At 64.6% G+C, this 25,437-nt stretch carries 22 protein-coding genes; 16 read left to right on the plus strand and 6 right to left on the minus strand.

Annotated elements, in window-relative coordinates; translation table 11 throughout:
• Window positions 1–63: 63 nt before the first annotated feature.
• The gene (locus AC3WXD_RS08325; protein WP_492323505.1) at window positions 64–747 is read right to left on the minus strand and encodes a VOC family protein; all 684 of its coding nucleotides are present in this window, start codon (window positions 745–747) and stop codon (window positions 64–66) included.
• 201 nt (window positions 748–948) lie between these two features.
• On the opposite strand from AC3WXD_RS08325, the gene AC3WXD_RS08330 reads away from it, so the two are divergent.
• The 8 genes from AC3WXD_RS08330 to AC3WXD_RS08365 all read left to right on the plus strand — a co-directional run bounded on the left by AC3WXD_RS08330 (window position 949) and on the right by AC3WXD_RS08365 (window position 10,273).
• Window positions 949–2,349, plus strand: coding sequence for an aminotransferase-like domain-containing protein (locus AC3WXD_RS08330; protein ID WP_369796859.1), 1,401 nt, complete (start codon window positions 949–951; stop codon window positions 2,347–2,349).
• Between the two features lie 125 nt (window positions 2,350–2,474).
• Entirely contained in the window at window positions 2,475–4,388 is a 1,914-nt protein-coding gene (gene htpG / locus AC3WXD_RS08335) for a molecular chaperone HtpG (protein WP_492323506.1), read from the plus strand.
• A gap of 58 nt (window positions 4,389–4,446) precedes the next feature.
• Window positions 4,447–4,974 carry a DNA-deoxyinosine glycosylase gene (locus AC3WXD_RS08340; protein ID WP_492323507.1) on the plus strand — a complete coding sequence of 176 codons (528 nt, stop codon included), beginning with the start codon at window positions 4,447–4,449 and terminating at the stop codon, window positions 4,972–4,974.
• A gap of 331 nt (window positions 4,975–5,305) precedes the next feature.
• Window positions 5,306–6,193 (plus strand): hypothetical protein, encoded by an 888-nt coding sequence (locus tag AC3WXD_RS08345; RefSeq protein WP_492323508.1) that lies wholly within the window; start codon window positions 5,306–5,308, stop codon window positions 6,191–6,193.
• Window positions 6,194–6,348: 155 nt separating this feature from the next.
• On the plus strand, window positions 6,349–7,311 hold the full coding sequence (locus AC3WXD_RS08350; protein ID WP_492323509.1) for a hypothetical protein: 963 nt from the start codon (window positions 6,349–6,351) through the stop codon (window positions 7,309–7,311).
• A 102-nt stretch (window positions 7,312–7,413) separates the two neighbouring features.
• Window positions 7,414–8,124 carry a RipA family octameric membrane protein gene (locus AC3WXD_RS08355; protein ID WP_492323510.1) on the plus strand — a complete coding sequence of 237 codons (711 nt, stop codon included), beginning with the start codon at window positions 7,414–7,416 and terminating at the stop codon, window positions 8,122–8,124.
• 237 nt (window positions 8,125–8,361) lie between these two features.
• Complete coding sequence (locus AC3WXD_RS08360) at window positions 8,362–9,600, plus strand: hypothetical protein (protein WP_492323511.1); 1,239 nt, start codon at window positions 8,362–8,364, stop codon at window positions 9,598–9,600.
• 145 nt (window positions 9,601–9,745) lie between these two features.
• A complete protein-coding gene (locus AC3WXD_RS08365) occupies window positions 9,746–10,273 on the plus strand; it encodes a DNA-deoxyinosine glycosylase (protein WP_492323512.1) in 528 nt (175 codons plus the stop codon).
• Window positions 10,274–10,399: 126 nt separating this feature from the next.
• Here the strand turns inward: AC3WXD_RS08365 and AC3WXD_RS08370 are convergent, their stop codons facing one another.
• The 3 genes from AC3WXD_RS08370 to AC3WXD_RS08380 form a co-directional block, all read right to left on the minus strand.
• The gene (locus AC3WXD_RS08370; RefSeq protein WP_082079465.1) at window positions 10,400–10,771 is read right to left on the minus strand and encodes a type II toxin-antitoxin system VapC family toxin; all 372 of its coding nucleotides are present in this window, start codon (window positions 10,769–10,771) and stop codon (window positions 10,400–10,402) included.
• Window positions 10,768–10,965 carry a type II toxin-antitoxin system VapB family antitoxin gene (locus tag AC3WXD_RS08375; RefSeq protein WP_081651297.1) on the minus strand — a complete coding sequence of 66 codons (198 nt, stop codon included), beginning with the start codon at window positions 10,963–10,965 and terminating at the stop codon, window positions 10,768–10,770. The genes AC3WXD_RS08370 and AC3WXD_RS08375 overlap by 4 nt, the downstream gene beginning before the upstream one ends.
• A gap of 126 nt (window positions 10,966–11,091) precedes the next feature.
• Window positions 11,092–11,766 carry a TetR/AcrR family transcriptional regulator gene (locus AC3WXD_RS08380; protein WP_231401525.1) on the minus strand — a complete coding sequence of 225 codons (675 nt, stop codon included), beginning with the start codon at window positions 11,764–11,766 and terminating at the stop codon, window positions 11,092–11,094.
• Between the two features lie 73 nt (window positions 11,767–11,839).
• Between AC3WXD_RS08380 and AC3WXD_RS08385 the strand changes: the two genes are divergently transcribed.
• Complete coding sequence (locus AC3WXD_RS08385; RefSeq protein WP_492323513.1) at window positions 11,840–13,975, plus strand: alpha/beta hydrolase fold domain-containing protein; 2,136 nt, start codon at window positions 11,840–11,842, stop codon at window positions 13,973–13,975.
• A gap of 271 nt (window positions 13,976–14,246) precedes the next feature.
• On the opposite strand, the gene AC3WXD_RS08390 is transcribed toward AC3WXD_RS08385, so the two are convergent.
• Window positions 14,247–15,368 (minus strand): lactonase family protein, encoded by a 1,122-nt coding sequence (locus AC3WXD_RS08390; protein WP_492323514.1) that lies wholly within the window; start codon window positions 15,366–15,368, stop codon window positions 14,247–14,249.
• A 200-nt stretch (window positions 15,369–15,568) separates the two neighbouring features.
• On the opposite strand from AC3WXD_RS08390, the gene AC3WXD_RS08395 reads away from it, so the two are divergent.
• The 4 genes from AC3WXD_RS08395 to AC3WXD_RS08410 all read left to right on the plus strand — a co-directional run bounded on the left by AC3WXD_RS08395 (window position 15,569) and on the right by AC3WXD_RS08410 (window position 20,851).
• A complete protein-coding gene (locus tag AC3WXD_RS08395) occupies window positions 15,569–16,849 on the plus strand; it encodes an MFS transporter (protein WP_043365159.1) in 1,281 nt (426 codons plus the stop codon).
• An 89-nt stretch (window positions 16,850–16,938) separates the two neighbouring features.
• On the plus strand, window positions 16,939–17,853 hold the full coding sequence (locus tag AC3WXD_RS08400; protein ID WP_043365157.1) for a GntR family transcriptional regulator: 915 nt from the start codon (window positions 16,939–16,941) through the stop codon (window positions 17,851–17,853).
• Between the two features lie 110 nt (window positions 17,854–17,963).
• Window positions 17,964–19,028 (plus strand): Ldh family oxidoreductase, encoded by a 1,065-nt coding sequence (locus AC3WXD_RS08405; protein WP_020200793.1) that lies wholly within the window; start codon window positions 17,964–17,966, stop codon window positions 19,026–19,028.
• A gap of 251 nt (window positions 19,029–19,279) precedes the next feature.
• Window positions 19,280–20,851, plus strand: a complete 1,572-nt coding sequence (locus AC3WXD_RS08410) for a lyase family protein (RefSeq protein ID WP_492323515.1) — start codon at window positions 19,280–19,282, stop codon at window positions 20,849–20,851.
• 49 nt (window positions 20,852–20,900) lie between these two features.
• Here the strand turns inward: AC3WXD_RS08410 and AC3WXD_RS08415 are convergent, their stop codons facing one another.
• The gene (locus AC3WXD_RS08415; RefSeq protein ID WP_492323516.1) at window positions 20,901–21,596 is read right to left on the minus strand and encodes a P-loop NTPase family protein; all 696 of its coding nucleotides are present in this window, start codon (window positions 21,594–21,596) and stop codon (window positions 20,901–20,903) included.
• A gap of 360 nt (window positions 21,597–21,956) precedes the next feature.
• Between AC3WXD_RS08415 and AC3WXD_RS08420 the strand changes: the two genes are divergently transcribed.
• From AC3WXD_RS08420 to AC3WXD_RS08430, 3 genes are all read left to right on the plus strand, one after another.
• Window positions 21,957–23,501 carry a methyl-accepting chemotaxis protein gene (locus tag AC3WXD_RS08420; protein WP_020200790.1) on the plus strand — a complete coding sequence of 515 codons (1,545 nt, stop codon included), beginning with the start codon at window positions 21,957–21,959 and terminating at the stop codon, window positions 23,499–23,501.
• A gap of 128 nt (window positions 23,502–23,629) precedes the next feature.
• Entirely contained in the window at window positions 23,630–24,385 is a 756-nt protein-coding gene (locus tag AC3WXD_RS08425; protein WP_059411340.1) for a tetratricopeptide repeat protein, read from the plus strand.
• A 128-nt stretch (window positions 24,386–24,513) separates the two neighbouring features.
• Complete coding sequence (locus tag AC3WXD_RS08430; protein ID WP_020200788.1) at window positions 24,514–25,407, plus strand: class I SAM-dependent methyltransferase; 894 nt, start codon at window positions 24,514–24,516, stop codon at window positions 25,405–25,407.
• Window positions 25,408–25,437 lie beyond the last annotated feature (30 nt).

Raw genomic sequence — 25,437 nt, forward strand, 5'->3', positions numbered from 1 at the left:
CTGCGGTCGTTGTTCTTGTGGTGAATGCGGTACTGCCGGTACTGCCGGTGTTGCCGCCGGTGCTCAGCGCAGCGTGCGCACGCCGTCCGGCGTCTCGATCTCGGCGCTCAGCTCGGCTTTGTCGCCGGGCTCCAGCGCGATCAGCGCGCCGCCGCCCAGCCATTGCAGCGCGCGCCCGAGCCGCGCCGCCTGCGGATGGCGCCCGCGCAGCGCGCGCAGGGCCAGGCCCTGGCCGGGCAGCCGCGCGGACGGATGGAGCGGCACGTCCCACTGGATCAGCGTGGGCAGCACGCCGTCGCCGGCCACGGCCGGGCCGTCCTCGTCGGCGGGCCAGCCGGGCAGGCTGCCGTCCTCGGGCACCGTGATGCGCCAGCGCAGGTCGCCGCGCGTCATCGGGATCACCGGGGCGATGCGCGCCGGGTACTGCGACTGCCACAGCGACAGGTCAGCCGGGCGCGCCACGCGCGCCGCCCAGTTCAGCAGGAACGGGCCCTCGCGCAGGCGTGCCTGGACCGCCTCGCCGTCCAGGCCGAACCAGCGCGGGCGCGCCGGCGCCGGCGCCGCGGGGTCGATGGCGATGACTTCCAGGTAGATCCCGCCGAACAGGCCGAGCAGGCGGTTGTGCGTGCCCATGCCGGGATGGGCGCCACCCGGCTGCGCCGGCACGCCCAGCGCCTCGGCGACATGCTGCGCGCCCGCCTCGAGCGTGGCGGCGGCGATCACGAGATGGTCGAGAGCTAGCGTCATTGTGTGTTGATGGTAGTGAAGGTTGTCGGTACAGTACCTATACAGTTATGCAGATCATTCACAGTACAGTGGCGGGAGCACGACATGAACAGCGACGACCTGGCCGCGCCGGGCCTCAAGGATAAGGCAGGCGCCGCCGCCGGGGGCGTGACGGCCGAGGCGCCGCGCCCGCTGCGCCTGGTGCCGCCGCCGACCGAGCGCATGCCCAGCCCGGTGCCGTCGGCGCAGATGACGCTGGTGGAGCAGTTGACCGAGTGGGCGCGGCTGCGCATCGACGAGCGCATCTTCCGCGCCGGCATGCGCATGCCCTCGATCCGCCAGCTGGCGCAGGACAAGGGCATTTCCCGCTTCACCGTGGTGGAAGCCTACGAGCGGCTGGTGGCGCTGGGCTACCTGGAGTCGCGCCGCGGCTCCGGCTTCTACGTGCGCGAGCGCACCCCGCAGGCGCCGGCGGTGGCGCCGGTGGCCACCGGCTCGCGCAATATCGACGTGACCTGGCTGCTGCGCAGCATGTATCACTCGAGCGAGCCGCACAAGTCGCCCGGCCAGGGTTTCCTGCCCAACGACTGGCTCGACGGCGAGCTGATCGCCAGCGCGCTGCGCGGGCTGGGCCGCCAGCCGGGCAGCCATTTCCTGGTCAGCGGCACGCCGCAGGGCTTCCTGCCGCTGCGCCAGCAATTGCGCAACCGCCTGGCCGAGCTGGAGATCGGCGCCGCGCCCGAGCAGATCGTGCTGACCTCGGGCATCACCCAGGCGCTCGACCTGATCGCCCGGCTCTACCTGCGCGCCGGCGACGCGGTGCTGGTGGGCGACCCGGCCTGGTTCGTGATGTTCGGCCGTTTCGCCGCGCAGGGCGCGCAGCTGATCGGCATGCCCTACACCGCCGAAGGCCCGGACCTGGAGGCGCTGGAGCGCATCCTGCAGGCGCGCCGGCCGCGCCTGATGGTGATCAACTCGGTGCTGCACAACCCGACCGGCACCTCGCTGTCGGCGGCCAAGGCCTTTCAACTGCTGCGGCTGGCCGAGCAGTACGACCTGCTGATCGTCGAGGACGACATCTACTGCGACCTGTGCCCGCCCGGCCATGCGGCCACGCGGCTGGCCAGCCTGGACCAGCTGCGCCGCGTGATCTACCTCGGCAGCTTCTCCAAGACGCTGGCCGCCAACCTGCGTGTGGGCTTCATCGCCGCGCACCCGGAGACCGCCGCCAGCCTGACCGACAGCAAGCTGCTGGCCGGCCTGGCCTCGCCGGAAATCAACGAGCGTGTGCTCTACAAGGTGCTTACCGAAGGCCACTACCGCAAGCACGTGGAGCGCGTGCGCGCGCGCCTGGACCGCGCCCGCGACGACACCCGCCGCACGCTGGAACGCATGGGCCTGGCGCTGTTCCCGGGCCAGCATGCCGGCATGTACCTGTGGGCCGACACCGGGCGCGACACCAACGCCATCGCCACCGCCGGGCACGAGGAAGGCTACCTGTTCGCGCCCGGCAGCCTGTTCTCGCCGTCGCAGATGCCCTCGGGCTGGATGCGCTTCAACGTCGCCAGCAGCCAGGACGCGGGCATGCTGGCCTTCCTGGCGCGCCAGCTCGAGCGCCGCTAGCCGCACTTGAAATCCGGGCCCCGCGCCCCTATGTTCCGGGACACCGCCCCGGCGCCAGCGCGCCGCGGCCAGGGAACCGGATTCCCGTTCCAGCCAAGTCAGCCAAGTTAGCCAAGAGGAGAACCATGACCGCACCGCACGAGACGATGAGCTTCCAGGCGGAAGTGAAGCAATTGCTGCACCTGATGATCCACTCGCTGTACAGCAACAAGGAAATCTTCCTGCGCGAGCTGATCTCCAATGCTTCGGACGCCACCGACAAGCTGCGCTTCGAGGCGATCGCCAACCCGGCCCTGCTCGAGAACGACGCCGACCTCGCCATCCGCATCGAGGCGGACGCCAAGGCCCGCACGCTGAAGATCACCGACAACGGCATCGGCATGAGCCGCGACGAGGCCATCCGCAACCTCGGCACCATCGCCCGCTCGGGCACCAAGGAATTCTTCCAGCAGCTCTCCGGCGACCAGCAGAAGGACGCCGCGCTGATCGGCCAGTTCGGCGTGGGCTTCTACTCGGCCTTCATCGTCGCCGACAAGGTCACGGTGGAAACGCGCCGCGCCGGCCTGCCCGCGAGCGAGGCGGTGCGCTGGGAAAGCGCCGGCGACGGCGAGTTCAGCGTGGACGCCATCGACCGCGCCGAGCGCGGCTCCACCATCACGCTGCACCTGCGCGAAGGCGAGGACGATTTCCTCTCCGCGTGGAAGCTCAAGGGCATCATCCAGAAATACTCGGACCACATCTCGCTGCCGATCCGCATGCCCAAGGAAGTGTGGGACGCCGACACCAGCGCGTACAAGGAAACCGGCGAGTGGGAGAGCGTCAACCAGGCCAGCGCGCTGTGGACGCGTTCCAAGTCGGACATCACCGACGAGCAGTACACCGCGTTCTACCAGCACATCTCGCACGACAACCAGGCCCCGCTGGCGTGGACCCACAACCGCGTCGAAGGCCGCAGCGAATACACCCAGCTGCTGTACGTGCCGGCGCGCGCGCCGTTCGACATGTTCGACCGCAACCACAAGGGCGGCCTCAAGCTCTACGTCAAGCGCGTGTTCATCATGGACGAGGCCGAGCAGCTGCTGCCGTCCTACCTGCGCTTCGTCAAGGGCGTGGTGGATTCGGCCGACCTGCCGCTCAACGTGTCGCGCGAACTGCTGCAGGAAAGCCGCGACGTCAAGGCCATCCGCGAAGGCTGCACCAAGCGCGTGCTGTCGATGCTGGAGACGCTGGCCGACAGCGACGACGAAGCCGAACGCGCCAAGTACGCCACCTTCTGGGAGCAGTTCGGCCAGGTGCTCAAGGAAGGCCTGGGCGAGGACGCCGGCAACCTCGAGCGCATCGCCAAATTGCTGCGCTTCGCCTCCACGCACCAGGACAGCGCCGAGCAGAGCGTCGCGCTGGCCGCCTACGTGGGCCGCATGAAGGAAGGCCAGGACAAGATCTACTACGTCACGGCCGATAGCTGGGCCGCGGCCAAGTCCAGCCCGCACCTCGAAGTGTTCCGCAAGAAGGGCATCGAAGTGCTGCTGCTGACCGACCGCGTGGACGAATGGATGCTGTCCTTCCTGCGCGAGTTCGACGGCAAGGAACTGGTGTCGGTCGCGCGCGGCGACCTCGAGCTCGGCGCGCTGGCCGACGCCGACGAAAAGGCCGAGCAGGAGAAGGCCGAAGGCGACTGGAAGGAAGTGCTCGAACGCGCCAAGACCGTGCTCGACGGCAAGGCCAAGGACGTGCGCGTGACGCTGCGCCTGACCGAATCGGCCTCGTGCCTGGTCTCCGACGAAGGCGACATGAGCGGCTACCTGCAGCGCCTGCTCAAGCAGGCCGGCCAGAAGGCGCCCGACGCCCAGCCCATCCTGGAGCTGAACCCGGACCACGCGCTGGTGCGCAAGCTGCGCGCGCTGGCCGAGGCCGGCCCCGCCGACGAAGCCTTCGGCGACCGCGTCCACGTGCTGTTCGACCAGGCCCTGCTGGCCGAAGGCGGCACGCTGGAAGACCCGTCGGCCTACGTGCGCCGCATCAACAAGCTGCTGGCCTGACAGCCAGCCCCGGCCGCCCTCCCTTGCCGCGCGGGGGAGGGCGGCGTCTGCATCCGCGATGACAGCACTCCCGCAACAGACAACGGCGCTCAAGCGCTGCTTCCCGCCCGTGGTCGACGCCGGCACGCGCGTGCTGATCCTGGGCAGCCTGCCGGGCGAGGCGTCGCTGGCGCAGGGGCAGTATTATGCGCATCGGCAGAATCAGTTCTGGCGGCTGGTCGGCGATATCGTCGCCAAGGATCTGGTCGGCATGGAATATCCGGTCCGCCTGCAAACGCTGCTGGATCACAACATCGGTTTATGGGATGTGGTGGCGGAAGCCAAGCGCGAGGGTAGTCTGGACAGCAACATACGCGGTCACGCGGGGAATGACTTAGTGAGTTTGATCGGATCGCTGCCGAAGCTTAGTGTGATTGCGTTCAACGGTAGTACTGCCGAGCGTATTGGTTTGAAGACGCTCGGCCAGCATGGCGGCAACCATCGTGTCCTCAGGCTTCCTTCCAGTAGTCCTGCCCATACCCTATCGTACTCAGAAAAATTGCATGCTTGGCGGGAGCTGCGGGAATGGTTGACCACGTCTCGCTAATACTCCTAGTGACAACACATTCGATTCTGTGCGAGCTACTATACGGTTCGAGTTGGCACCGGCCCCCAAGCTCCCCGGTTACTGCCGGAACGGTCCAGAAGATGCGGCGCCAGGGCATCTAGGCTCATGGATATGTAGTGAACTGCTGGCCGAGGTTCGAGGGTATCCCTGGCGAGGACCTGAACAATCCGGGGGAATGTCCACAGTCAGGCAATGAGCATCGGCCACGGTGGATGAATTTAGAAACTGCCTACGGAAAGTCTCCTGACGGTGAGCCATTTGGAGCTCGGATATAAGCTTCTGGGATTGACTAATTTTTCGCGAGACATGAATGAGTAGCCTCAAATCTGAGCGCCACCATTGGTGGCCACGTTGTGTCTCTCGCCATTGGGCTGCATCGGATGGGACCACTGGCTGGATTAGACCGGACGGTTCGGAGAAGCGAATCCCATCGGATAAGCTTGGCGTGATTGGGAATGGGCACCACATCAGACTTGGTCGAGCGTCTGGCCAATCGACGCTATTTGATCAAAGCTTTGAGGATGAGTTTGATATCGCGGATAACAATTTCCCCTCCGTGATCGAATGGCTTGAGGGCCTTGAACGAAGAGAAATCGCTGGCGATGACCTAAGATCCAGATTTATCCCGCAGGAGGCGTCGGATAGCCAACTTCGATTGCTAACGGAATGTGTCGTTTCATTGGCTGTACGAGGGCCGATGAACCGAGAGGCATCAGTATCGTTGGCGGAGCATTTCAGAGGTCCAATTTCCAGTCCAGAGCGCAACGCGCTCATCGGTCTAAATATGCGGCAATCGCAGAGAATGATTGCCGACAGTATTGGATGTCGTGGCAAGTTTGCGGTGCTATTTTCTATGGGGAGAGAGTTCATTTATGGGGATGGCTTCTTTCATAATGTGAAGGCAGTTGTAAACCCTCCGCGCGCACCCAAAATACTTGCCCCGATTACCCCGACAGTGAGTGTCGTCGTTAGTCAACCGACAATGTTTAGTGTTGAGCCGCGCCTTGTGACGCTCGTTTTAACAGGAGATGAGGTCGAGCGATGCAACCGTGCAGTGCAAGTCTATTCCCGAGATGCCTTGTTCTACAGGAAAGATAGGCCAATACTAAATCAGGAATTTCAGAGAGGCACCCACCTTGAGTATTCGAGTCTAGCCAATCCCATTGATTCGTTGATGAACGCATTGTTAGCCATATAGTCATGCGACTGCTGGTAATCTGTCGCGGCCCGGAAAGAAGTAGACGTTCGACGCCCGATTGAAATTGCGGCAATGTAGGTGTGCAGACCGTCGTATCATTCCTACTGACTCACACACCTCTTGCCTAAAACGCCGGCGACAACGAGGAAAATACTATGACATTGGTCGTTGGGAGGGTTACGAGTGACATCGGCTTTCTTGTTGCAGATACCTTATTGAGTCCAGTCCATGAGGGTATATACCTAAGGGGTGAAGCGGGTGATATCAATGGGCAACATCATGTCCTCAAGATTCACATCCTCAATGGACAGACAGCAATTGCCTTTGCTGGCGATCCTAATCCAGCTGTCGCAATTATCGCGGCTGTAAATGAGGAGATTGAAGGCGGCGCGCTTGGCACGGTTTCCGAACGATTACTGCAGCGGTACATCGATAAGCGAGGGGAGCGACCGACGATTGACTGCGATTTGTTGGTCCTCCGCCTCCAAGAGGGAAAGCCCCTGCTCGAGAAGATCACCGCAGCGGCCGGACTGCAATCGGTGTGTCAGGCTTATATTGGCGATGTGGGCGCTCATCAGGGATTGTGGGGAAGAATGGCAGCCTACAACTGCCCGGTCGCGAAATGGCTGCAACGAGCGGACGGGACAATGGAACCGCTACCCTTCGAGCCGCCTAACGGCGAAGCCGAATTTGCACGTATAAGTGCCGCCCTCACAGCGCTTGTTCAATCGCGGGCTTATCACTCAGTGGGTGCGGTTTCAGATGCGATCACCAGGGTGGTCAATGCCCGCATCTCCGGCGCATTGGAGTATCTGCAAGAGATTTATGCGGGGCAGTCTCCTGAAGAGGGTTTCACGGGGTTCGCATTGCTGGCTGCGAATACCGATCCGCGGGCTATGGCGATATATTTCTACGCTGGGCGTGTCGGCTTCTTACTCATCCCTGGCGACACAAAAGGAGGTCGCCGCATAGCCGTAGCAACCCAACGCGAGTTTGTCGATACCGTCACAGAGAACTACGGCATTGTGCTTGCCGGGCAGAGGTGCATCGATCAGTCGGCATTGAACTTCAAAAGAAGAAGACAACTCAAGGCGACAATGAATCAGCCGTTACCGTAGGTTCAGGCTAGCATTATTTGGCGATTCAAGCGGACGCGTCCTGCAGGCACATAGAGCAGGCTGTCAGTTGAGACGACGCTAACAAACAACGAGTGAGGGACGGTGGAGAAATCGCACGAGGAATATCTTTCCTGCTTCCGCAGTACTACGCTGAGTCCAGATGCACTAAGCACGCCAGAGAAGTGTGATAAGTGTGGTGCGGATGCTCGACTGATCAAGGCCTACGAGGTAGCGCTTGATATCCGAAAGTTCGAAATAGAACTGTACTGGAAACGGTCAAACAGCTTCTGGTTAATTGTGGCTGCAGTCGGCGCTTTGTTAATCGGGGCGCTGTCGGCAAAGGATTTGGGGTGTAACTTGAAATCCCTGGTCATCTTTGCCATCTGCCTCTTCGCAGCGGTGGTTGCGTATGCATGGTCGCTCGTCAACAAGGCTGGAAAATTCTGGCAGCGGAACTGGGAGTATCAGGTTGACGTCCTTGAGGATGCTGTCATCGGCCCCTTATACAAAACCGTTTTCTCGAAGCATTCGCCAGCGAAGGAGCAGCTGTATTCGGTGTCGAGGCTTAATCTTGCCTTGTCACATTGCGTGATGGCGGCGTTTCTTTTATGTGCAGTGTTTAGCATTCCGGTGCCTTGCCCACATGAGGCTGACACACTCGCATGCATGTGGGGGAAATATGCGTTTGCGGTCGCGGCGGCTGTGGCTGCGGTGTATGTCGGCCGCGCAGGGAAGGCCGACTCTGCCAGGAATGGTGTCTCGGATTTGCGGCTGCACTATACCCGCCGGACCATCGGTCCGCTATCGGGTTGACGAAGCGCGCGGGTCCGTTACGCTGTTGCTCACCACTTAACGAGTTTGAAGGCTGGATATCTAATGATTGATCCGTCATGGGCGATTGTTGATGCTGTCTACTGAACCAGTAGTTCGTTGTATGTCGCTATCTCGACTTTCCGTCAGTGTTTTGGGCATTCGATCAAAACTAGAAGCGAGGGGGCTGCACCTTGTTGCAGCGCTCCATCGAATGTGCAGGTATCCTTGCGGAAAAGAATGACGGCAATCGCACTACTCAATGCAGGTGATGAACCCTATCTGATCGCGGATACCCTGCTCTCAGCCGAGGGCCGTGATCCACGAGAAGTAAGGCGAATCTGGTTGCCTGCGCTCGGATCTGTTTCAACGGAATGGATCGGAGAAGATGGTCCGTGGCACATCTCTTGTCTTGCGAGAAAAACTTTCGTTCTTCCAAAAAACTCTGGCCTTATAGCATTTTCCGGATTTTGCTCGTCAGCCTTTCGATTCTGGGATCGGCTATCTGATGTATGGAATCAGATCAGCAGCTATGACCCTCTCGCTCGAATTAACCGAGATGTTCTGGAACGTATCCTGCATCAGATCCCGGCGGATGCAGCGCGGTTCTGTCTCTTGGGGATTTTGATAGATGAGTCGGGACATCGAGAGGCATTCGTTCACAATGAACATGTGCGCTTTGAGACCGAACAGTTCGGAACCTGCTATGCAGTTGGGTCCGGAGCGAAGATGATCGTTGAAATTGTGACAAGACTGGATGATCTACTCACGCGAAGTGGAGGATGGCCGGCTTCCTATCCGATATCAGCCACAGAAGATCTGGCTGAGCACATATCCACGGAGATGCTTTGCAGAGAGAGTGATATTGCAAATGGTGTCAAAACGGGAACTCCGCTCACTCAATACTGCGGAGGATATTACGATTGGTACAAAGTGGAAGTCGATGGCATCCGGCCAATGCGACCCCGCATAGATTTACACGTAAGTGTCGTTGAGGGGAGTCTAGTCGTCGCCAGAGCGTATTTCATTGAGCAGGAACAGATTGACGAACATAGCACCTCGACCTCTCAACGAATCTTCACAGACGTCACCAACCTAGGGCTGTCCCCCGTCTCGATACCGCCGAACGCAGAAATTCAGGATGGGTATACCGTGACGTTCGATGAGACTTGGGCGGTGCTAATTCCATCGATGTTCTTTCTGCGCGACACACAGTTTGGCGTTGTGCCCCAGGAGCGACTGTCGGGACGGATGACTTCGGATCTGCTCGTAAGAAAATTTCCCTCGACATTTGAAGTGACTAGAGTTCGTGTGGTTGTTCGGGATTCACCGGATTCGGCGATTGTGAAGCGATTCATTGCGCCGCAGCGCGGTGCGGGTGACGCCGCGCTGTCCGTGGTCGATGGCAAGCTCTCACTATGGCTTAGTAACCGTCTTCTCGAACGAACGCTCGAAACTGCGGTGAGTTTGGGTTTATAGATTCCTGTTTGCAGCCCGTAGAAGCTACGACTTAGTATTCGCTCGGAAACAGCCCTCACATAACGTATTCTCGATAGTCCGGGGAATTAGGCCTTATCTACTTTCGGCGTTTGGGTGTTGAGGGATTTTTTGCGGCGGATTGGCATTGGCTGCGACATGGGGCATCTGCTGCCGACGCAATGCTGACGGGTGTGATCGACTACTGGTCTGCGAGCGCACAAAGTTGCGTGTGCTGTGCAAGCGGCCAAGGTGTCAAATTGACCAAAACCCCAACCAGTTCTGGCGGCTGGTCGGCGATATTACGGGCGAGGATCTCGTCGCGATGGGATACGCCGAACGACTGCAAACGCTGCTGGCCCACAACATTGGCTTATGGGATGTGGTGGCGGAAGCGAAGCGCGATGGGAGCCTGGACAGCAACATCCGTGATCATGCCGGCAATGATCTTGCGGGTTTGATCGAATCGCTACCGAATCTGACAGTGATTGTGTTCAATGGCGGTACCGCTGAACGTATTGGATTGAAGGCCCTTGGGCGGGCCGCCGGCGGTCATCACCTGGTCAGGTTGCCTTCCAGTAGCCCGGCTCATACCCTGCCCTACGCGGAAAAATTGCGTGCCTGGCAGGCGTTGCGAAGGTGGCTAGGGGACTGGGCCGACGCCAATAGTGACTGACTCTTGCCGCATTCGCTTCTGGAGCGGGCTGTCGGCCGCCAATAGCTGGCTGACCACGGAAGCGCGAGGTCGGTCTGAAGAACACCGGCCTTGGTCGAATGCCGAAACTCCGCAGCCGACCCTCGGCTAATGCTCAAGCATCGCGCCCAAGTCGAGTTCGTCGGCAACTTTCTTTAATCGCTTGTCGCGAGTCCAGATGGTGACGCCGGGATGCAGACGTGCGGATGCCAGCAGTGATATATCGACATATCCGATCCCACGATTGAATAACCCTTCTCGTTCGATCAAATAGAACGTCTCTTCCGGCGTTGCAGTCGGTGCCCGAGGCAGATCGAGTAAAGCACCGAGCACAACGTCTCGGTTGCGTAGACTGCCCAGCGATATCTCTCCAATCACGAATGAATGAACCAGGACACGCTCCTCGGCAAGCAAACTAACCAGCAAAGGGTCGGACGCGCTAATGTGGTCTATCCAGACTGACGTGTCGACAAGGATCATTCGACGTCCTGCCGGCGACGCGGCGCCCCCTGTATGCCGGGTTGACTACCACCAAGGTTCGCGAGCCGCCTCCCGGCCTCACGTTGGATCAATGCTTTGAGAGCTTCACGCACCAGCGCCGACTTTTCCTCCAAACCCGTATAGGCCTGAGCCTTGGCGATCAATTCGTCATCGAGAGCGATGGTAGTACGCATGGACGGCTCCACAAGTTGGAGCACCAATAATAGCATCGTTTGATGCCTTTTTTCGTGCCAGTGCGTCGGTTGAAGCCAAGTGTGAGCACTCCGTGGCCGCCTGCGTCATGTCAGGCTCCATGCGCGTTACTCCGATGCGCTCCGGGAAACCAGTCCCAGGGTTGTCGCCGAGGGTTCCACTTTGGCAACGGCTTCGAGGGTGTCGATGACGTTCGACAAGCTATGTGCGGGCTCCCAGAATCGGTTTGTCGCCTTCGTATCTGTGGCGGCTTCCCAGGTGGCCCAGATTGCACTTCCGTAGATGCCCAGCAGCGACAGTCGCTGATGCAGCACCGATTCGGGTAGATGTGGCAGAAGTGCCGCCAAGTGCTCCAGGCATCGACGGTAGCCGATATTCCACTGGTCGCCGACGACGTCGCGCAGCAACTCCCGATCGGTGAGCTGCACATTCGCAATCATGCGGATGTAGGTGTACTGGCCGGTCTGCTTCCCCAGTTCCAGCAGCGGGATGGCCAACGCTTCGATCATTGATCGGACCGTGATCGTATCTGCCTCTTCCATTTCGTCGAGCATGGCTTGCCGACGCTCATCTATGAGCTTGGCGCCATCGAGTACGAGCTCTTTCAACAGATCTCTCTTCGTGCCGAAGTGATAGTGAATGGCGGCCCCATTGCGCTGGCCGGCGGCTGAGACGATGTCCTGCACCGTAACGCCCTCCACGCCTCGCTGCGCGAAGAGCCGCTGCGCGGCGTGCTTGATCTTGTCCCTGGTTTCGTTTCCGTCCGATCTGAGGGTTTTCACCAATGCTTTCTCCATCTAAGCGAACTATATTAATTAAAACAAATTGCTTAACTAAACACAACGGAGACAACTCATGCGGGTGGTGATTGTAGGCGCAGGTATCGGTGGGCTTTGTGCGGCATTGGCCCTACGGCATCATGGGGTCGAGGCAATTGTCCTTGAGCAGGCCGACCGGCTCACGGAGGTAGGCGCGGGTATTCAGATTGCCAGCAACGGCGCTCTATTACTCCGCGAACTCGGTGTGGAGCGTCATCTTGCGGAGGTTGCCACTCAGCCTGACGCATTCGACTACCGGGATCTGATGACCGGAAGGCGGCTGTACTACGCGCCGCTGGGCGCCGAGGCGGTGCGGCGTTACGGCGCACCAATGTATAACGTTCATAGAGCTGACCTGATCGAACTTCTGGCGCGTAGCCTTCCACAGGATACCGTCCGCCTGGGAGTCAAGATCGCCCGGATTGGCCAGGCCGGGGATCTTGCTTGGGTCGAAGACATAAATGGCGTCCGCCACGAGGGCGATGTCGTTGTCGGCGCCGACGGAATTCACTCTGTGGTCAGAGCGGCATTGCGTGGGCCGGAGCAGACGCAGTTTGCCAACATCTTGATGTGGCGTGCATTGATTCCTGCCGCCCGGCTCGAAGGACTCTCGCTCCCCGTGCGCGGCAACAACTGGTTCGGCCCGGGTCGCACAGTAATCTCATACTGGGTTCGAAAGGATCTTTACAGCGTGCTGGCCTCGGTGCCCGCACACGAGGTCCATCGGGAAAGCTGGTCTACCAGTGGTGACGTGGAAGAACTCCGCCGGTCTTTTGAGGGCGCCGAACCCACTGTGCAGGCGCTACTCAAGCAAGTGGATTCCAGCTTTATCACCGGAATGTACTATCGCGACCCGATTGAAAGCTGGACATCCGGACGGATAACGCTTCTCGGTGACGCCGCGCACGCGATGGTCCCGTTCTTGGCCCAGGGGGCGTGTCAGTCCATCGAGGATGCCTGGACGCTGGCTGCGACGCTGGCAAAATCGGACGGCCTGACGCTGCCCCAGAAGCTCGTTGAATATGAGGGACGCCGCCGGCCTCGGACAACTCGCGTGCAGGCCGGAGCGCGTGCAATCGTGAAGATGGTTCACGAGTCCGATCCTGTGCGGATCAAGGAGCGAAACGGTCGCTGGAAGGGAATGGCTCGAATCGATCCGCTTGCGCAAGCGTCGTGGGCTTTTGTCTGGGCGCATGATGAAAGAGAGGCGACCGGCAAACCGGTGGGAGAGGTCATCGGGCTGGCCAACGCCAGGGAAGGGAAACGCATGAAGCGTCCCGAGAGTCAGCGTGCGTTCGATATCTGGAAGAGCGCATTTGCCCAGGAAGACGTAGCCCGCGGCCACGATGGCATGCGCGAAGCCTATGACCGAATGCTCGGGAAGAACTTCCCCGTCCCGCGCGAAGTGGCAGCCAGGGAAGTTGACCTTGACGGTGTGCGGGCACTGAACGTGACGGCGGAAGGAGCGAATGTCGACTGCCCGGTAGTGCTGCACTTTCATGGCGGAGCCTATGTACTTGGATCGGCACGGGGTTCGCTGGAGTACGCCAGCCGGTTGGCCGATGCGGTCCGGGGGCAAACGTACTCTGTCGACTATCGTCTGGCACCCGAGCATCCCTATCCCGCGGCGATCGACGACGCCGTGCAGGCCTATCGGGGGCTGCTTGCGTCGGGCGTTTCCGCGAAAAGAATCGTGCTGAGCGGCGAGTCGGCCGGTGGCGGACTCGCGCTGGCATTGGCGATGGCCATCCGCGGCGCCGGCCTTCCTGCGCCGGCCGGCGTCTTTGCCGTGTGTGCGTTCACGGATTTGACGCTCAGCGGCCCCTCCGTGCCGGCGTATTCGGGCTCCGACCCCGCCGCGCACCGGGATAGCCTCGCCTTGCTCGGCGCTTCCTACTTTCAGTCTCATGAGCCGACCGACCCGATGGTGTCACCGCTGTTCGGCAGCCCATCGGGCCTGCCGCCACTATTCTTGGCTGCGGCGAAGGAAGAAGTATTGCTGAGCGATACGACTCGCTTTGCCGAGAAGGCAGCTCAGGAGGATGTCGACATCACGCTGCGGTTGGTGGAAGACTCGGTGCACGTTTTCACCCTGTTTCCGTTCCTCCCCGAAGCCAAGGAAGTTGTCGGCGAATTTGGCGCCTGGGCGCGGCAAGTAACGGCGCGTCCGTAGTTCGGAATATCGGGCGGGCGGTGTGCTTTCATGCACACCGCATACAAGGCCGACGAACCATGACGGCGCTCGGCCTCCGGTGATCTGGATGCTTCGCCAGGGTCGACAATTCACGAGCTTCCTCCAGCAAAGCCGTGGGTTACACGCAGCAATCCCTCTGTCTTTGGGAATTGCCTGCGCTCCGGTCTTCGGGGCGCTCGGAAAACAGGTGAACGTATCCGATCTAGAGAGTGGTATGACAGGCCGGCCGGGCCGGCCTGACCGGCCTTTCTTAACGCGCGTCGCCGAACACCACGCACACCGGGCTGCCCGTGTCGATCACGGTCGCTTCCGCCCGCGGCAGCAGCGTGGCGGCGTCCAGCGCCCGGCTCACGATGGCGTGGCTGCGTTCGTTGGCGACCAGCAGGCGGCGGCCGTCGGGCGTGAGCGTGATGAAGCGCGGGAACGCGCCGAGCGCCGGCGCGAACGCGACCGGGGCGCTGGCGTTGCCGTGCCCGTCGACCGGCACGCAGGCCACGGAATCGTGGCCGCGATTCGAGACGTAGAGCATGCGGCCCGACGGGTGCATGACGATGCCCGCCACGCGGTTCGGGCCGCTGTAATCGGGCGGCAGCGTCGACACGTGGCCGACGCAGGCGAGGCTGCCCGTCCCGGCATCGAACGACAGCGTGGTGACGGTGGAGTCGAGTTCGTTGGCGACGTAGAGCAGCGCCGCGTCGGGATGGAAGGCGACGTGGCGCGGGCCCGCCGATTCGCGGCTCTGGAAGCGCTGGATGCTGGCATCCGCCGGGCTGGCGCCGAAGCGCACCGCGAACACGGCGTCGAGGCCTTTGTCGGGCACGATGTGCCAGGCGGTGGCGCCGCCGCCGTTGGCGAAGCGCGGCGCGTGGTGCGGATGGGCGGTGCCTTGCTCGATGCGGTGCGGCCCTGGCATGCCCGGCATGCCGACGAGCTGCCGCACCGGCCCTAGAGCGCCGTCGTCGCCCACCCCCAGCACGGCCAGCGTGCCGGTCGCGTAGTTCGCGATCACCAGTTCGCGCTCGTCGAGCGACAACTCCAGGTGCACCGGATTGATGCCGCCACATGGCTGCCGGTTCAGGAAGCGCGGCGTGCCGTCGGCGGCATCGACCGCGAAACTGCTGACTTCGGCAAAGTCGCCGTGCACGGCGTAAAGCCGGTCCTGCGCGCGGTTCAGGGTCAGGAATGACGGGTTGATCAGACCTTCGACCACCTGCTTCAGTTGCCACGCGCCCGAGGCGGCATCCACCGCGTAGACGCTCAGGCCCTTGCCCTGCGCGTTGCGGGCCACCGTGGTGCGGCAGCCGACGTAGGCCAGCCAGCCGCGCGCCGCCGCCATGCCGCTCATGTCTTTCGTCATTTCGTTCAAAGCCATCTCCAGTGTTTTCGGCCAGCCGCCGGATGGGTGTGCATCGATGGTATCCGTCGATGCCTCCCCGCCGCGCCTCGCAAATTTTCCATTGACTTTTATGGTCAGAAAACGCATTGTACCGACTTTCATCCCGGCAGCGGGATACGACGCGATCGAGACCGTCCGCAGATGGTCCGGCATGCATATTCGAACAGGAGATAACGGTGGCTTTCAGGCGTGGCTGGGTATTGCTCTTCCTTTTTCTGCTCACGACGATCAATTACATGGATCGCGTGGTACTGTCGGTCGCGGCGAAGCCCATCGCCGCCGAGTTCCATCTTTCCCCGGTAAGCCTCGGCTACCTGTTCTCGTCCTTCATCTGGACCTACACGCTGTTCCTGATCCCGATGGGCCAGTTCGTCGACCGCTTCGGCACGCGGCGCGTGGCGGCGGCCGGCATTGGCATCTGGTCGCTGGCCACCATCCTCACCGGCGCGGCGAGCACCTACGGCCTGCTGCTGGCCTCGCGGCTGGTGATGGGCGCGGGCGAGTCGAGCAGCAACCCGGTGTGCGCGAAGACGGTGCGCCAGTGGATTCCGGCGCGCGAGCGCGGCGCGGCCAACGCCGTGTTCAACGCCGGCTCGTTCGCCGGCCCGGCGTTCTGCCTCGCGCTGATCGGCGTGCTGATCTCGGCCTTCGGCTGGCGCTGGGCGTTCGTGATCTCGGGCTCGATCGGCTTCGTCTGGCTGGCGCTGTGGATGGTCTTCTTCAATACGCCCGAGCGCACCAGGTGGCTGTCGCAGGGCGAGCGCGAGATGATCCTGCGCGAGCGCAACAACGGCGGGCAGGCGCTCGACGAAGGCCAGCCGGACGGCCTGCTGCGCCTGCTGCATTCGCGCACGCTGTGGGGCATCGCGCTGACCGAGGGCTGCAACATCTACGCGCAGTATCTGTTTCTGACCTGGCTGCCGTCCTACCTGCAGAGCACGCGCCACGTCTCGATCACCAGCAGCGGCTGGCTGAGCGGCGCGCCTTATGGCGGCGCGGTGGTGCTGGCGATCCTGGCGGGCTTCCTGAGCGACCGCTACGTCAGGGGCGCGGGCGTGGCCTCGGGCCGCCGCCGCCATGCCATCGCGGTCTCGATGCTGTGCGGCGCGGCGATCCTGCTGGTGCCGCTGGCGACCAGCTTCGCGGCGCTGGTGGCGGTGCTGACGCTGTCGCTGAGCGGCATCGCGGCGACCAACGCGACCAACTTCTCGCTGCTCTCCGACATGCTGCCGAACCAGCGCGACATCGCCAAGGCGATGGGCTTCGTGATCGTCGGCGGCAACGTGTTCGGGCTGCTCGCGCCGATCGTCACGGGCTACGTGATCTCGATGACGGGCAGCTACGACTATGCCTTCGTGATCGCCGGCGTGCTGCTGCTCACCGGCATCGTGCTCACGCTGACCATGACGCACCGGCCGATCGTGGCCCGCGCCGCGGCGAAACTGGCCCAGGCCTGACTTGCTTGCGCTGGTTTAGTCTTTTATGATCATATAATTCAATCCATGAAGCTCCGCATCGCGCACGCCGCGCGCGGGGCCGCGAATCGATGAGCGGTATCTCACCCACGTCACTGCAAGTGCGCATCGCGCGCGACATCGTCGCGCTGGTGCGCCGCGACATGCGGCCGGTCGGCCATCACCTGGCCGAGACCCAGCTCGCGCGCGAGATCGGCACTTCGCGCTCGCCGATCAACGTCGCGCTGAACTGGCTGGCCGAACTCGGCGTGGTCAAGCACGATCCCAACCGCGGTTTCTTTCTGGCCTGCGATCCTGCCTCGCTGACGGCCATCGCCGAGCAGCTTTCCTCGTCGCCCGACGAGCCGCTCTACCTGAAGATCGCCGGCGACCGCCTCGCCGGCGCGCTGCCCGACGAGGTCGGGGAGGCCGAGCTGATGCGCCGCTACGACGTGGCGCGCACCACGCTGCGCAAGGCGCTCTCGCGCATCGCGCGCGAGGGCTGGATCGAGCAGGGCGTGGCGCACGGCTGGCGCTTTCTCGGCATGATCGATTCGCCGGAAGCCTACGAGGAGAGCTTCGCCTTTCGCCAGTCGATCGAAGTCACCGGCCTGCTCAGCCAGGCGTTTCGCTACGAGCCGGAGCAGATGGAGGAAATCCGCCGCGAGCAGCAGCGCATCGTCGACGGCGGCTGGCAGTGGATGACCGCCGCCGAACTGTTCGACGCCAACAGCCATTTCCACGAGGCGGTGGCGAAGTGGTCGGGCAACCGCTTCATCTATGACTCGGTGCGCCGCATCAACCAGCTGCGCCGCCTCGCGGAATACAGCCAGACCAGCAACCGCAAGCCGCGCAAGGGCCAGGCCGAGGAGCATCTGGCGATCCTCGACGCCATCGTGCGTTCCGACCTGCTCAGCGCGGCCGGGCTGATGCGCAACCACCTGGACGGCGCGCGCCGGCTCAAGAGCCCCGGCGCGCACGGATTCGACGCCGGCCGCACCGCATAAGCCGCTGCCGGCAGACACTTTCGCGGCGCCCTCGCGTGACGGCGCCGCACGACACATCTGGCGCCCGTCTGGGGCGCCGGAGTTTGACCAAAGGAGTTTTCCAAGTGAGCATGACCGACAACGCTGGGTTCCAGCGCGTGCATCCCGACGCGCTGCGCGATTTCGTCTCCGCCGTCTACCAGACCACCGGCGCGACCGCCGATGACGCCTACGTTGCCGCCGACGCAATGGTGCAGGCCGACCTGTGGGGGCACCAGTCGCACGGCGTGCTGCGCCTCGGCTGGTACTACGCGCGCCTGCGCTCCGGCGCGATGCGCTCGCACACCAGCCTGAGCTTCCCGGTCGACGCCGGCGCGATCGCCGTGATGGACGGCGGCGACAGCATCGGCCCGGTGGTCGCGCGGCACGCGGCGCTCGACGTGATCAAGCGCGCCAAGACGCACGGCATCGGCGCGGTGTCGGTGCGCAACTCGAACCACTTCGGCACCTGCATGTACTTCACGCGCATGGCCGCCGAGCAGGGCTGCATCATGATCGTCACCACCAACGGCGGGCCGAACATGGCGCCGTGGGGCGGCCTGAAGAAGATGATCGGCACCAACCCGTGGTCGGTGGCCGTGCCGGCCGGCCGCCACGCGCCGCTCATCATGGACGTGGCCAACTCGGGCGTGGCGCGCGGCAAGATCTTCCTGGCGCAGACGCGGCATGAGGAAATCCCGCTCGGCTGGGCCATCGACGCGAAGGGCCGTCCGACCACCGATCCGGAAGAGGCGCTCAAGGGCTTCATCCTGCCGATGGCCGGCCACAAGGGTTATGCCATCGGCACGATCGTCGACGTGCTGTCCGGCGTCCTGTCGGGCAGCGGTTTCATGGACGAAGTGCACGGGCCTTACGATCCGGTCAACCGCAGCCGCGCCGGCCACCTGATGATCGCGCTCAACGTCGCCGCGTTCCAGCCGATGGAGGAATTCAACGCGCGCATGGAGCGCTACATCGAGACGCTCAAGGCGGTGCCGCTGGCCGAGGGCGTCGACGAAGTGTTCTATCCGGGCGAGAAGGAAGCGCGCGCCCACGAGCAGCAGGTCGTGGACGGCATCCTGCTGCCGCACGATACCTTCGCCGGACTCGACAAGGTCGCCGGCGAAGCCGGCGTGGCGCTGGTCGCGCGCACCTGAGCGAACCGATTGGCGGCCGCGCCCGAGCGGTCTGTTCGAGGCGCACCGGAACGCAGGTTCCGGTGCGCCTTGTCGCATCTGGCCGGCCGCATGCGAGCCATCGGGGCGCGGGGCGCGCGCGTCGTCGCCGGGCCAGGAGCGCGCAAAGCCGGGCGCGTAGAATCACGGCCAACTGGCACTGCGGGACCGCGAGCGCGGATCAAGACCGGGCAGCCAGAGCGACGACCAACCCGATCAGGAAGATCCGCAACATGATGCACCGCAACATGCGCGTTTCCGCGCGCCCAATCCATCTGTTTTCCGCGAAAGCCGGCAAGCCCGGGGCCCTGCGCCTGCGCGCCGTCGCCCTGCTGGCGGCGCTGTATGCCACCTGCGCCGGCGCGCAGCAGGCGGCCAGGCGCGACGAGTTCTTCTGGCTCGGCGAGATCAACAAGGCGTCGGCGGTCATCAACACGGAACAGGGCCTGCTCGACCAGGCCGTGGCGCCGCGCGTCGCGGCGGGCATCGCCCGCGTGCTCCAGGACGGCAGCCAGCCCGGCGGCAAGCGGCCGTCGAGCGTGATCACGTTCGAGCCGCTGCTGATCCAGGCCGCGGGCGTGGAGGTGACGCTGCTGCACGCGGGCCGCTCGAGCCAGGACATGCACGCCACCTACCGCGCCGCCATCATGCGCGACAACCTGCTGACCCTGGCCGACCAGCTGAACCGCACGGCCACCACCCTGGTGGCGCTGGCGGACAAGCACAGCGCCACCATCGTGCCGAACTACACCAACGGCGTGGCCGCGCAGGCCAACAGCTACGGCCACTACCTGCTGGGATTCGCCGCCGCGCTGGACCGCGACGCGCAGCGCATCCGCGAGACCTACGCGCGCGTGGACCGCTCGCCGATGGGCACCACGGTGCTCAACGGCACGAGCTGGCCGCTGGACCGCCAGCGCATGGCGGGCTACCTCGGCTTCGACGCCATCGTCGAAAACGCCTACGACGCGGCGCAGATCTCGTCGGCGGAGTATCCGGTCGAGGTGGGCGCCATCGTCACCACCATCGCGCTGCAGGCCGGCAATTTCATCGAGGACGTGATGACGCAGTACGCGCAGTCGCGGCCGTGGATCCTGCTGGCCGAGGGCGGCGGCAATACCTACGTGTCGAGCGCGATGCCGCAGAAGCGCAACCCGGGCCTGCTCAACGGCGCGCGCCACGATGCCTCGATGGCGATCACGCTGGCGCTGGGGCCGGTGATCGAGGCGCACAACATCCCGCCGGGCATGCCGGACGCCAAGGAGGTCAGGCCCAACAGCGAGATGGTCGGCAGCGCGGTCAAGGTGCTCAAGGACTGGGACCGCATCCTGGGCGCGCTGGTGATCAGCCCCGAGCGCGCGCTCGACGAGCTCAACAGCGACTGGACCGCCTCGCAGGAACTGGCGGACGTGCTGATGCGCAAGTACAAGGTGCCGTTCCGCGTGGGCCACCACTTCGCCTCGGAAATCGTCGAGTACGCGCGCGCCAGCGACATCCGGCCGAGCGACTTCCCGTACGCGAAGGCCCGCGACATCTACCGCGAGGCCGGCAAGGAATACGACGCCGGCGAGCTGCCGATGAGCGAGGCGGAATTCCGCGCCGCGCTCAACCCGCTGGCCATCACCAACGCGCGCGCCACCAGCGGCGGCCCGCAGCCGGCGGAGATGAAGCGCATGCTGGCCGCCGCCCGGCAGCGGCTGGCGCAGCAGGATGCGTGGATCCAGGCGCGGCGCGGCAAGATCGACGGCGCGCTGGCGCGGCTGGACGCCGACTTCGCGAAGATGGTCCCGCCGGCGGGCAAGTAGGGCGGCCGGCGCCGCCGCGCGGCATGCCGGCCGGCGGCGTGCCCGATGTCTACAAGGGCAGCCGCTCCATCTCCGCGTAGGCGCGCTGCAGCCACACCTTGACGCGCTGCCGCTCGAGCAGGCCGAGCCCGGTGGCGGAGCGGTCCGGGTGGTTGACCGCGGCCCAGAAGCTGGCGCTGTGCCGGTCGATCTTCTGCATCGTGGCGTCGGGCAGGTGGCGCAGGGTCATCACGCTGGCGCCGAGCGCCTCGGCCCGCTCGCGTTCGCCCGACGCCGCCAGGATCTCGAAGCGGTCGCCGCGGATTTCGTTGAGGACGAGCACCAGCTTGATGCGCCCGCCGAACTGGTCGAGCCACTGCCGCAGCAGGTCGACCGAATCGCGCCCGGCATCCATCACATGCCACCAGGTAAGCGCGAGGCCATGTTCCCCGGCCAGGCCGAGCACGTCCGCGTCGTCGATCCAGTTGGCCAGCGACTGCTGCGTCTGCGCCGCGAGGTCGACCAGGATGCGCCGCTGCGGCGCCTCGATCGCGTACTCGATGATGGGGTCCAGGCTGTCGTGCCCGTCGAGTACGGCGGGCGCGGCGAAATCGGCATAGAAGCGCAGCAGCGCGCCGTGCGACTTGTCGGTGTCGAAACCCAGGAACGGCATGCCCCGGTCGATGAGATGCTGCGCCAGCAGGCGCGCGACGAGCGACTTGCCGACGCCGCCCTTTTCACCGCCGATGAAGTGGATGTGGCTCATTTCTGCGCTTCCTTTGTGATGGAGAGGGCCTGGCCGGAAGGGCAGTCCCCGGTTTCGCCAAGGTGACTGCGAAACATGACAGTAGCAAGTAGCATGCCGCGCCGCCGCCCGGAGCGGCCCGGCGCAGCGCATCGGGCATCCGCTGTCAATGAAACCTCCCCCCCGGAAAGCAGGGCTACAAGTTGGGTGGCCGGTCCCGATAAGACAGGGAATGGCGGAAGGCAGGATGGCAGGTCGCGGACCCGTGGGGCCTGCGGGCAGGAACGATCACCCGCGATGCGTCACGCCGGATGCCGTCAGGCCAGGCCATCCTGCGATGACAAGCCATGCCCCCATCGATCCCACAAGAGGAGGAGTGTCATGCGCAACAACCAGCCGGTGACGCAGCAGGAGTTCGAGTTTCCCGACAACGCCACGCTCATGTCCACCACGGACACGCAGAGCCGCGTGACCTATGCCAACGCCGCGTTCGTCGAGGTCAGCGGCTTCTCGCGGGAGGAGATCCAGGGCCAGCCCCACAACCTGGTGCGCCACCCCGACATGCCGGAAGCCGCCTTTGCCGACATGTGGGCCACGCTCAAGGGCGGCGAGCCCTGGACCGCCCTGGTGAAGAACCGGCGCAAGAACGGCGACCACTACTGGGTGCGGGCCAACGCCACGCCGGTGGTGCGCAACGGGCGGCAGGTCGGCTACATGTCGGTGCGCACCAAGGCCTCGCGCGAGGAGATCGCGGCCACCGAGGCGCTTTATCGCGATCTGCGCGAAGGCAAGGCCGGCAACCGCAAGATCCACAAGGGGCTGGTCGTGCGCACCGGCCTGATGGGCTGGACCTCGCTCGCGCAGGTCATGCCGGTGCGCTGGCGCATCCGCCTGGCGCTGTTCGCGCTGCTGCCGGTCATGGCCGCCTGCGCCTGGGGCGCGGGGCTGGCCGGCGCCATGCTGGGCGGGTTTGCCGGGATGGCCGCGCTGGCGCTGCTGCTGGCTTCGTGGTGCCTCGAAGCGCAGATATCGAGACCGCTCGAAGCGGTCCGGGAGCAGGCCTTGCGGGTTGCCTCGGGCGAGAGCCAGAAGGCGGTCCACATGAATCGCGTCGATGAGATCGGCATGACCTTGCGCACGATCAGCCAGCTTGGCCTGATGTTCCGCTGGCTGGTCGACGACGTCAGCGAGCAGGTGATCAACGTGCAGACCGCCAGCAACGAGATCGCGCGCGGCAACATCGATCTCAGCGCCCGCACCGAGCAGGCGGCGTCGAGCGTGCAGGAAACGGCGTCGTCGATGACCGAGATGACGGCGACGGTGAAGAGCAATGCCGGGACCGCTTCCCAGGCCAACGCGTTGTCGGGCTCGGCCAGCGACGCGGCGTCGAAGGGCGGGCGCGCGGTCTCCGAAGTGATCGCGACCATGAGCGAGATCACGCGGAGCTCGAAGATGATCGCCGACATCATCGGCGTGATCGACGGCATCGCCTTCCAGACCAACATCCTGGCGCTCAACGCGGCGGTGGAGGCGGCGCGCGCGGGCGAGCAGGGCCGCGGCTTCGCCGTGGTGGCGGGCGAGGTGCGCGGCCTGGCGCAGCGCAGCGCCAACGCCGCCAAGGAGATCAAGGGGCTGATCGACGTCAGCGTCCACAACGTCGAGTCCGGCGCCAGGCTGGTGGACGATGCCGGACGCACGATGGAGGACATCGTGGCCCAGGTGAAGCGGGTATCGGACCTGATCGCCGAGATCAGCGCGGCCACCGCCGAGCAGATCAGCGGCATCTCCCAGGTCGGCAGCGCGGTCAGCGACCTCGACCACATCACCCACCAGAACGCGGCCCTGGTCGAGCAGAGCGCGGCGGCGGCCGAGAGCCTGAAGCAGCAGGCGACGCGCCTGGTCGAGGCCGTGAGCGTGTTCCGCTGACGGCGGCGGCGCACGCTCACGGCCTTTGCCGGGCCGTCTTCCGGCCGCGCCGCGCGCATCTGTCACAATCCTGCCTGTGAGCGCCGGCGGCCTGCCCGCCGGCGCGTGCCATACAGGATTGAAGGACGATGCCCTATCTCGGAATTGGTTTCCACGTCATCGTGGCGCTGTATTTTGCCGTCCACGCGGTGCGCACCCAGCAGAACATGTACTGGCTGCTGATCTTGTTCCTGTTCCCCGGGCTGGGCAGCGTGGTGTATTTCTTCGCCATCTACCTGCCGGCGCTGCGCCAGACGCGCGGCGCGCGCGCCGCCACGCGCGCCATCGGGCAACTGGTGGACCCCAACCGCGCCGTGCGCGAGGCGCGCGCCGCGTTCGACCGCGCGCCGACGGTGGATCACCGCATGCGCCTGGGCGCGGCATTGCTGGACGCGGACGAGCCCAAGGAGGCGCTGCAGCACTACGAGGCCGCCGCCAGCGGCCCCTTCGCCAGCGACCCCGCGCTGCTGCTGGGCCTGGCCCGCGCGCAGTTCGCCACCGGCGGCCATGCCGCCGCCGCCGGCACGCTGGAGCGCCTGTTCGAGGCCCAGCCGCAGGCGCGCCAGCAGGCCGATCCGGCCTTGCTGTATGCGCGCGCGCTGGCCGCGGCCGACGCGCCCGGCACGCGCGCCGCGTTCGAGCAGGCGCTGGCCTGCGCCAGCGACGCCGCCGCGCGCTGCCTGTTCGCCGACTGGCTGGGCGCGCGCCCGGACGCGGCCGACCGCGAGCGCGCCCGGGCGCTGTACGCCGACATCGTGCACGACGGCAAGCACTGGCCGCGCCACGCGCGCGAGCACAACCGCGAATGGCTGCAACGCGCGCAGGGCGCGCTCGGCAAGTCCTGACGGCTGCCGTTTGGCGGCCGCTTGGCAGCCGTTTCCGCGCCGTTTCCGATTCCTGATCGTCCGGTGCCGCGTCCCGCCCGGGCGGCGCGCCTGTTCGCATTCCGCATTCCGCATTTCCCTGGACCGACATGACCCTCCTGAAACGCAAATCCATCGAAGCCGTGGCCTCGCGCCGCCCCGCGCGCGGCGAGCGCGCCGAACGTAATGAACGCAATGAACGCAGCGAGCGCAAGGCGCGCGAGGAAAAGCGCATGACCCCGCGCTTCGCGCCGGTGACGTTCTCCGAGATGGACGGCGTGCGCTATCTGCACTTCGGCACCGAGTGGGTGCAGGGCGCGATGCGCCTGCGCAAGCCCGACGCCATCGAGCTGGAATACGCCCAGCAGATGATGGCGTGGCTGCTGTTCCTGTCGCCGTCGGCGCCGGACTTCCACGTCGCGCAGCTGGGCCTGGGCGCGGCGGCGCTGACCAAGTTCTGCCACCGCCAGTTCAGCCGCGCGCGCGTCACCGCGGTGGAGCTGAACCCGGCCGTGATCGTGGCCGGGCGCAGCATGTTCGGCCTGCGCGAGGACGACGCGCGCCTGACCGTGCGCGAGCAGGATGCCTGGGACTACGTGATGGACAGCGCGCACACCGCGGCGCTCGACGTGCTGCAGGTCGATCTCTACGACGCCACCGCGCGCGGCCCGGTGCTCGACACCACGGCGTTCTACAAGGCGTGCCGCCGCGTGCTCAAGGCGCCCGGCGTGATGACCATCAACCTGTTCGGCGACCACGACAGCTTCCCCAAGAACATCGTGCGCATCTGCGAGGCCTTCGACGACCGCGTGCTGGTGTTCCCGGAAGTGCACGACGGCAACGTGATCGCGCTGGCCTTCAACGGCCCCGCGATCGACGTGTCGTGGGAAGTGCTGGCGCTGCGCGCGAAGGTGGTCGAGGAAGCGACCGGCCTGCCGGCGCGCGCGTGGGTGAAGGGATTGCGGGCGGCCAACGCCCGCCAGGAAGAGCGGCTGAAGATCTGAACCCCGGCCGCCCCGGCGGGCACCGCCCGC

This window comes from Cupriavidus sp. FW216-B1 (assembly GCF_058789195.1).